Here is a 7,395-nt window from a genome sequence, read left to right on the forward strand (position 1 = left end):
AGCGTTTCACCTCCACACGCATCCCGAACCTGGCGCGTCGTCTCCGCTGGATGGCAGCGCGCGCCGGCTCCACAAGGAAGTCGCAATGAATCTCCAAATCGTGGCGCTGCTGGGACAGGACGGCATCACCAACGGCGCCATCTATGCGCTCCTGGCGCTGTCCATTGTCCTGGTCTTCACCGTCACCCGTATTCTGCTGATCCCGCAGGGAGAGTTTGTCTCCTTCGGCGCGCTGACCATGGGCATGATGCAGAACGGCCAGTCGCTGACCGTGGCCTGGCTGCTGGTGGCCATGTGCCTGGGCGCCTGCGCCTTCGATCTCTACGACATGTGGCGCACCAGCCGCCGTCGGCCCGGTCTGTGGCTGCCGGCCAAGCTGGTCTATGCCCTGGTCGTGGCGGGTGTCGCCCTCAATGTCAACTTCTCCACCCTGCCCATGCTGGCGCAGATCGTCATGACCCTGCTGCTGCTGGTGCCGATGGGGCCGCTCATGTACCGCATGGCCTTCCAGCCCATCGCCTCAGCCTCGCCGCTGGTGCTGCTGATCGTCTCCATTGCCGTGCATGTGGCCCTGGTCGGGGTGGCGCTGCTGGTGTTCGGCCCCGAAGGCGCACGCACTGCTCCCTTCACCGACGCCAGTCTGGAAGTAGGCAGCCTGCGCTTGTCCAGCCAGGCGCTGTGGGTGATCTGCGTATCGCTGCTGTTGATCGTCGGGCTGTTCCTCATGTTCGAGCGCACGCTCTATGGCAAGGCCCTGCGCGCCGCAGCGCTGAACCGGATGGGCGCGCGCCTCATGGGTATTTCCCCGGTGTTCGCGGGCAAGGCCATGTTCCTGCTGGCCTCGCTCATTGGCGTAATGTCCGGTGTGCTGATTGCCCCCATCACCACGATCTACTATGACTCGGGCTTCCTGATCAGCCTCAAGGGCTTCGTCGGGTCCATCATCGGCGGGCTGGTCAGCTATCCGGTGGCAGCCCTCGGTGCGCTGGCCATCGGTCTGATCGAATCCTTCTCCACCTTCTGGGCCAGTGCCTACAAGGAAATCATCGTCTTCGTGCTGATCATCCCCATCCTGCTATGGCGTTCTCTGTCGACCCGTCACGTGGAGGAAGAAGAATGAAACCCGCTGCTTCCGCCTCTTCTTCCAAACGTTCGCAGGCACGCTTGTCCTCGCGCGTGGCGCTGGGCCTGTTCGTGGTCCTGCTGGCGGCCGCCCCGTTCGTGCTGCCGCCGTTCACCATGACCTTGTTGAACAACATCGGCCTGGCCTCGCTGGTGGTGCTGGGACTGGTGCTGCTGACCGGTGTGGCCGGCCTGACCAGCTTCGGGCAGGCGGCTTTCGTCGGTCTCGGTGCCTACTTCTCGGCGGCACTGTCGGCCAAGATCCTGCCGTTGCCCGCGGCCCTGTTGTGGATGCAGTCGCCTTGGGTGGCCCTGGTGGTGGCACTGGTGCTCACCGCCTTGCTGGCCTATGCCGTGGGCAGCGTCACGCTCAAGCTCTCCGGCCACTACCTGCCGCTGGGCACCATTGCGTGGGGCATCAGCCTGTATTTCATCTTCGGTACGCTGGAGAGCATGGGCGGCCAGACCGGCATGTCCGGCATTCCCTCCATCAGCTTCTTCGGCATCGTGCTCAGTTCGGACCGCGCCATGTTTGGTCTGATCTGGGTGGCCGTGCTGTCGGGCGTGGCGGCCTTGAGCAATCTGCTGGATTCGCGCGAGGGCCGAGCCATCCGCGCGCTCAAGGGGGGCATCGTGATGGCCGAGGCCATGGGCATCGATACGGCGCGCATGCGTATCGTGGTGTTCGTCATCGCGGCCGTGCTGGCGGCGCTCTCGGGCTGGCTGTACGTGCACATGCAGCGCTTCGTCAATCCGTCTCCCTTCGGCCTGGGCTTTGGCATCGACTACCTCTTCATGGCGGTGCTGGGCGGGGCCAGCCATGTCTGGGGTGCGGTGCTGGGTTCCACCCTCATCGTGGTACTCAAGGAGTGGCTGCAGGGCATCCTGCCGGTGGTGCTGGGGCGCTCGGGCAACTTCGAGACCATCGTCTTCGGGCTCTTGATCGTGGTGCTGCTGCAGCGTTCGCGCGATGGCCTCTGGCCTTATCTGGCGCGGCTGGTGCCGGTGCGCAGTCGGCGGCTGGAGATCGATCCGCAAGCCGAAGCGCTGCCGCGCCGCCCCATGCCTGCGCCGCAGGAGGTGGTGCTGGATGTGCGGGAGGTGACCCGCAAGTTCGGCGGCCTGGTGGCCAACAACAACATGAGCCTGAAGGTAATGGCCGGTGAAGTGCTGGCCCTGATCGGCCCCAATGGCGCGGGCAAGTCCACGCTCTTCAACCAGATTTCCGGTGTCGATACACCGACCTCGGGCAGCGTGCAGTTCCGTGGCCATGAGGTCACCGGTCGCGGTGCGCGTCATATCGCCGGGCTGGGCATGAGCCGCAGTTTCCAGCACGTGCGCCTGATGCCGCGCATGACGGTGCTGGAGAACGTTGCCATCGGTGCCTACCTGCGCGGCCAGCGCGGGGTGCTTGCCTCCATGCTGCGCCTGGATCGCCAGGAAGAAGCCCGCATCCTTGCCGAAGCCGCCCGCCAGATCGAGCGGGTCGGCCTGAAGGCGCAGATGTTCGAACAGGCGGGTGCGCTCTCGCTGGGTCAGCAGCGCATCCTGGAAATCGCCCGTGCCCTGGCCGCCGATCCCTGCCTGCTGCTGCTCGATGAGCCCGCTGCCGGCCTGCGCCTGGGAGAGAAGCAGGCGCTGGGCGAGCTGCTGCGCAAGCTGCGCGGCGAGGGTATGGCCATCCTGCTGGTGGAGCACGACATGGATTTCGTCATGGAACTGGTGGACCGCATCGTGGTGATGGACTTCGGCCAGAAGATCGCCGAGGGCCTGCCGGAAGAGATCCAGAACAACCGCGCCGTGCTGGAAGCCTATCTGGGCGTGGCCGACGAGGAACAGGCTGCGCCCGCCGACACGGCCATGGGCCAGGCCATTGCAGCAGGAGCACATCATGGGCAATAAGGTATTGGAAGTGCGCGATCTGTCGGCCGCCTATGGCCGGGTGCAGGTACTGACCGGGATCGACCTGTCGGTGGAGCAGGGCAAGATCGTCACCGTGATCGGCCCCAATGGCGCGGGCAAGACCACGCTGCTCTCGGCCATCATGGGGGTGCTCCCCTCGCGCGGCGCGATGGCCTTTGACGGGACCATCCGCCATTCGCCGGAAGTGGAAGAGATGGTGGCTGCCGGCATGACCCTGGTGCCGGAGAAGCGTGAGCTGTTCGCGGAGATGAACATCGAGGACAACCTGATGCTGGGCGCTTTCCAGCGTTACCGCACCGGCCAGCGCGATCACGCGGCCACGCTGGAAGAAGTCTATACGCTCTTTCCGCGCCTGCGCGAGCGCCGTAGCCAGCAGGCCGGCACGCTCTCCGGCGGTGAGCGCCAGATGCTGGCGGTGGGCCGTGCACTGATGGCCAAGCCGCGCCTGTTGATGCTGGATGAACCGAGCCTGGGTCTGGCGCCGCTGATCGTGCGCGAGATCTTCCGCATCATCGCCGAGCTGCGCCGTCGTGGCGTCTCCATTCTGCTGGTGGAACAGAACGCACGGGCTGCGCTGCAGGTGGCCGATTATGGCTACGTGCTGGAAAACGGCGAGATCCGCATGCACGGACCGGCCAGCCAGCTGGCCAACGACCGTCGCGTGATCGAGGCTTACCTGGGCTTGTCCGGCAAGCATCAGGACAAGCTGGCTGGTTGAACATCTTCCTGATTGATTGAGTGATTGCCATGAGCAATGCAACTTTCCCCTCTGCTGCATCACCTGTTGCGCCCTTGCGCATCTGCATCGCCGGTGCCGGCGCCATCGGCGGCACCCTGGCCGTGCGCCTGTCGGCAGCTGGCCATCAGGTCAGCGTCTTGGCGCGCGGCCAGACGCTGCAGGCCATCCGCGAGCGTGGCCTGAGCCTGCATGACCTGCACGGCACCACGCACGCCCGTCCGGTTGCCAGTGACGTCCCGGAGTTTGGCCAGCAGGACGTGATTTTCCTGTGTGCCAAGAGTCAGGACATGTCAGCCTTGCTGCCCCGGATCGCGTCCATGGTGGGCGAAGAAACGGTAGTGATCCCGACCAGCAATGGCGTGCCGTGGTGGTATTTCCATCGCGAGGGCGGGCGCTTCGAGGGCGAGACCGTCAAGGCGGTTGATCCCGACGGGGCTCTTGCGCGTGCCGTTGCGCTGGACCGCTTGATTGGCAGCGTGCTCTTCATCACGGCCGAGGTCGAGAGCCCGGGCGTGATCCGTTGTGTCAATCCGCACCTGATGGTGCTGGGCGAGCCTTCCGGCGAGATGAGCGAGCGGCTCATGCGCGTGCGTGCGGCGGTGGAGGCCGCCGGGATCGAAGCCCGCGCTACGGATCGCATCCGCGACAAGCTGTGGACCAAGATCATCGCCAACATCAGCACCAATCCTTTATCGGTCATCACGCAAGGCACCTTGCAGCAACTGTACGGCTTGCCGGAATTGCGCGAGGTAGTCAGCCAGATCATGCGCGAGACCCTGCTGGTGGCCTCCAGCCATGGTGCACGGGTGGATATCGATCCGCTCACCTTCGTGCAACTGGGCGAGGCCATGGGGGCGTTCCGTACCTCGATGTTGCAGGATCTGGAACGGGGCCGGCCATTGGAACTGGCGGCCATTGGCGATGCGGTGCTGGAGATGGCCGAGCGTTATGGCATCCCGATGCCGATCACGCGCGCCATCGTGTCGCTGGCGCGTTTTCGCGGCGAGGCGGCGCAGCAGCAGAAAGAGCAGACAGGACAACAGAGAGCGCAGCAGACACAACAACCGCAGCCGGCGGCACGGGCCGCCTGAGCGCGATCACCTCATTTACGGATTCAGGAGTCAAATCGATGAATATCATGCAATTCAGCTATGGCGCAGATAAGCCATCCCACTGCAGCGACGAGGAATGGGCGCTGCGCATCCAGCTGGCGCACTGTTACCGGCTGGTGGATTACCTGGGCTGGACGGAGATGATCTTCAACCATATCTCGGTGCGTGTGCCGGGGCCGGAGCATCATTACCTGGTCAATCCCTTTGCGCTGAACTACAACGAAGTGACGCCGGCCAATCTGCTCAAGGTAGGGCTGGATGGGCAACTGGCCGAACCCTCGGACTACAAGGCCAATCCGGCGGGGTTTGCGCTGCACAGTGCCATCCATGGTGCGCGCGATGACTTGCGCTGCGTGATCCATACGCATACCACGCCGATCTCGGCGGTGACGATGAAGAAGAGCGGCTTCGAGCACAATGATTTCTACGGCGCGCAACTGTTCGGGCGCATCGGGTATCACGAGTTCGAGGGCATTACGCTGTTTGCGGAGGAGAAGGAGCGCATGCTGCAGAGCCTCGGGGACAAGCACATCCTGGTCTTGCGCAATCACGGGGTGGCGGTGTGCGAGAGCGATATCCAGCGGGCCTTCTTCCTGCTGTGGACGGTGCAGCGGGCCGCCGAGATCCAGGTGGCGGGTCGGTCGATGGCGGGAGAGGATCAGCTGTTGCCGGATGAGGTAAGGCAGAAATGCGCGGACCTGACGCAGCAGCTCATTCGCAATGACGGGTTTGCGGTGATTTTCTTTGAGGCGATTGTGCGCAAGATGTTGAAGGGGGGGTATCAGGTGGGTTGATTTTTGGGGCAGATCAATGGGGTGGCTGGGGTGGGTCGATTTGGGCAGCCAAGCGTTGTTACGGGCCGTTGCGGCCGCCCTTTGCTCGAATTCGCTGGGACTCTTTCGGTGGTCAGTGATTGGATTCTTTTTTGATCCTGTTTCCTACCTGGATCCATAAGGTTTTAATGTCCGAGATTCGTGCCTTCTGCTTGCGCCTCACGTCATCGGAAATATGGAAGACGCTGTGCAGGAAAACGCCGTCACGCAGTTGGTAATAGGCGGTGTGGCAGGTGCTGGTTGGCCGATTCCCCCGCTCATCAAGACTACAATCCACCTCGGCCGCATAATTCTTTATGGGATCGAGGATGAATGGCGTCATCGGATAGATGAACATGGGGGTGACGCTCCAGTAACCAATTTCTTCTTTGCTACGGTCACCCCAATGCTCTTCATCAGGTACTTCGTCCCAGACACCCATGTCAAAGCGAGCCTCTTCGCTAGAAGAAATGCAGAAATTTCCAAGCCATTTTTTTCGATCAGTGGACAAGAATACCGTGCAATAAGTGTCGCCGGAACTGGTGTTCCATGGAGAGGGCTTTTTAGAGATGGTCCATGTCTTGGGAATATTCAGGTCTTTTTTCACCAAGGTCAGATCACCGGAAGACAAAGTCGCAGTTTTGCCGGAATTCATTAGGAAGACCCCGAGAAGGAGCAGGTAGTAATTGGACGCTTTCATTTAGTTTTTAATTTCTGTTGTTGATGAGGTCTGCCAAGAAAGGCTTGATCGACAGGAGAGCGTTGCAGAGCCTGCTGAATGCGGTATCAGCGGCTGGATTGTTTTCTTACCTTATTCCCTACCTGAAGCCATAGGGTACGGATGTCAGAAATTTTCACCTTTTGCTTGCGCTTCACGTCGTCCGATATGTGAAACAGGCTGTAGATGAAGACGCCTTTTCGCATCTCATACAGAGCGGTGTGGCAAGTGCTGGTAGCGCGATAAACTGGTCCATCATCCATGTAGCAGTCAGATTCTGCGGCGTAGTTCTTTATTGGCTTCAGAATAAATGGCGTCATTGGATAGATGGAGAGCGGCGTGACGCGCCAGTAACCGACTTCGTATCGACTGCGGTCGGCCCAGTCCTCCTCTTCGGGAACTTCATTTCTGATGCTCATGGCTTTGATGAAATCCTTGTTTGATGTCAGGCAAAGTTCTCCAAGCCACTGCTTTTTCTTCCGTAACGAAAATACCGTGCAATAGGTTTCGGGGAATTCCTTTCCTAGTGGAGCCATATTTTTTTTGACACGCCATGCGGGTGGGATATGCAGATCTTGCTTCAGTAGGGCTAAATCTTTTGTGGAAATCTCTTTCGCCGAAACTGAGGGGAGAGGGCATGCGATGCGACTTCCAGAGAGAATTTGCGCATTCCGAAACATGCCAGTGAACAAACAGGAGAAAAAGCAGGACTTCTTGCGAAGTGCACCTGCCCGGTTTGAAGGAGGATGTCCCGGATGCCGCCTATGCCCGTGGACTCATCGATGCAGCAGAGGCCCCGAGCGACGAAGGCGACAGTCTCCGATGCACGAGGTACTTTCTCAATGGAAGTAATTCGATTTTTTTGCCGAATTGCTAGCCGCTCATCTCCGTCTTGAATTGAAGAGACGAGCAAACAGTTTTGGCATACGACGGTTTGGTTTTGCCGTGCTGACCATTAGAACCCATTTC

Annotated in this window: 7 protein-coding genes; 5 read left to right on the forward strand and 2 right to left on the reverse strand. The window is 60.9% G+C overall.

The window, feature by feature from the left end; all coding sequences use genetic code 11:
• Window positions 1–85: 85 nt before the first annotated feature.
• The 5 genes from GWL_RS03520 to GWL_RS03540 are packed head-to-tail and all read left to right on the forward strand — an operon-like array spanning window position 86 to window position 5,690.
• Window positions 86–1,120, forward strand: a complete 1,035-nt coding sequence (locus GWL_RS03520; RefSeq protein WP_008326728.1) for a branched-chain amino acid ABC transporter permease — start codon at window positions 86–88, stop codon at window positions 1,118–1,120.
• A complete protein-coding gene (locus GWL_RS03525; RefSeq protein WP_008326730.1) occupies window positions 1,117–3,024 on the forward strand; it encodes an ATP-binding cassette domain-containing protein in 1,908 nt (635 codons plus the stop codon). Before GWL_RS03520 ends, GWL_RS03525 begins: the two co-directional genes overlap by 4 nt.
• Window positions 3,014–3,763, forward strand: a complete 750-nt coding sequence (locus GWL_RS03530) for an ABC transporter ATP-binding protein (protein ID WP_008326737.1) — start codon at window positions 3,014–3,016, stop codon at window positions 3,761–3,763. The genes GWL_RS03525 and GWL_RS03530 overlap by 11 nt, the downstream gene beginning before the upstream one ends.
• A 29-nt stretch (window positions 3,764–3,792) precedes the next feature.
• The gene (locus GWL_RS03535; RefSeq protein WP_008326738.1) at window positions 3,793–4,875 is read left to right on the forward strand and encodes a ketopantoate reductase family protein; all 1,083 of its coding nucleotides are present in this window, start codon (window positions 3,793–3,795) and stop codon (window positions 4,873–4,875) included.
• A gap of 38 nt (window positions 4,876–4,913) precedes the next feature.
• Window positions 4,914–5,690 carry a class II aldolase/adducin family protein gene (locus GWL_RS03540; protein WP_008326739.1) on the forward strand — a complete coding sequence of 259 codons (777 nt, stop codon included), beginning with the start codon at window positions 4,914–4,916 and terminating at the stop codon, window positions 5,688–5,690.
• A 112-nt stretch (window positions 5,691–5,802) separates the two neighbouring features.
• Here the strand turns inward: GWL_RS03540 and GWL_RS03545 are convergent, their stop codons facing one another.
• Window positions 5,803–6,408 (reverse strand): hypothetical protein, encoded by a 606-nt coding sequence (locus tag GWL_RS03545; protein WP_034349892.1) that lies wholly within the window; start codon window positions 6,406–6,408, stop codon window positions 5,803–5,805.
• A gap of 86 nt (window positions 6,409–6,494) precedes the next feature.
• Window positions 6,495–6,962: a hypothetical protein gene (locus GWL_RS03550; RefSeq protein ID WP_034349894.1), complete on the reverse strand. Its 468-nt coding sequence runs from the start codon at window positions 6,960–6,962 to the stop codon at window positions 6,495–6,497.
• Between the last annotated feature and the right edge of the window lie 433 nt (window positions 6,963–7,395).

This window comes from Herbaspirillum sp. GW103, assembly GCF_000261365.1.
In the GTDB taxonomy this organism is placed as follows: Bacteria; Pseudomonadota; Gammaproteobacteria; order Burkholderiales; family Burkholderiaceae_D; genus Herbaspirillum.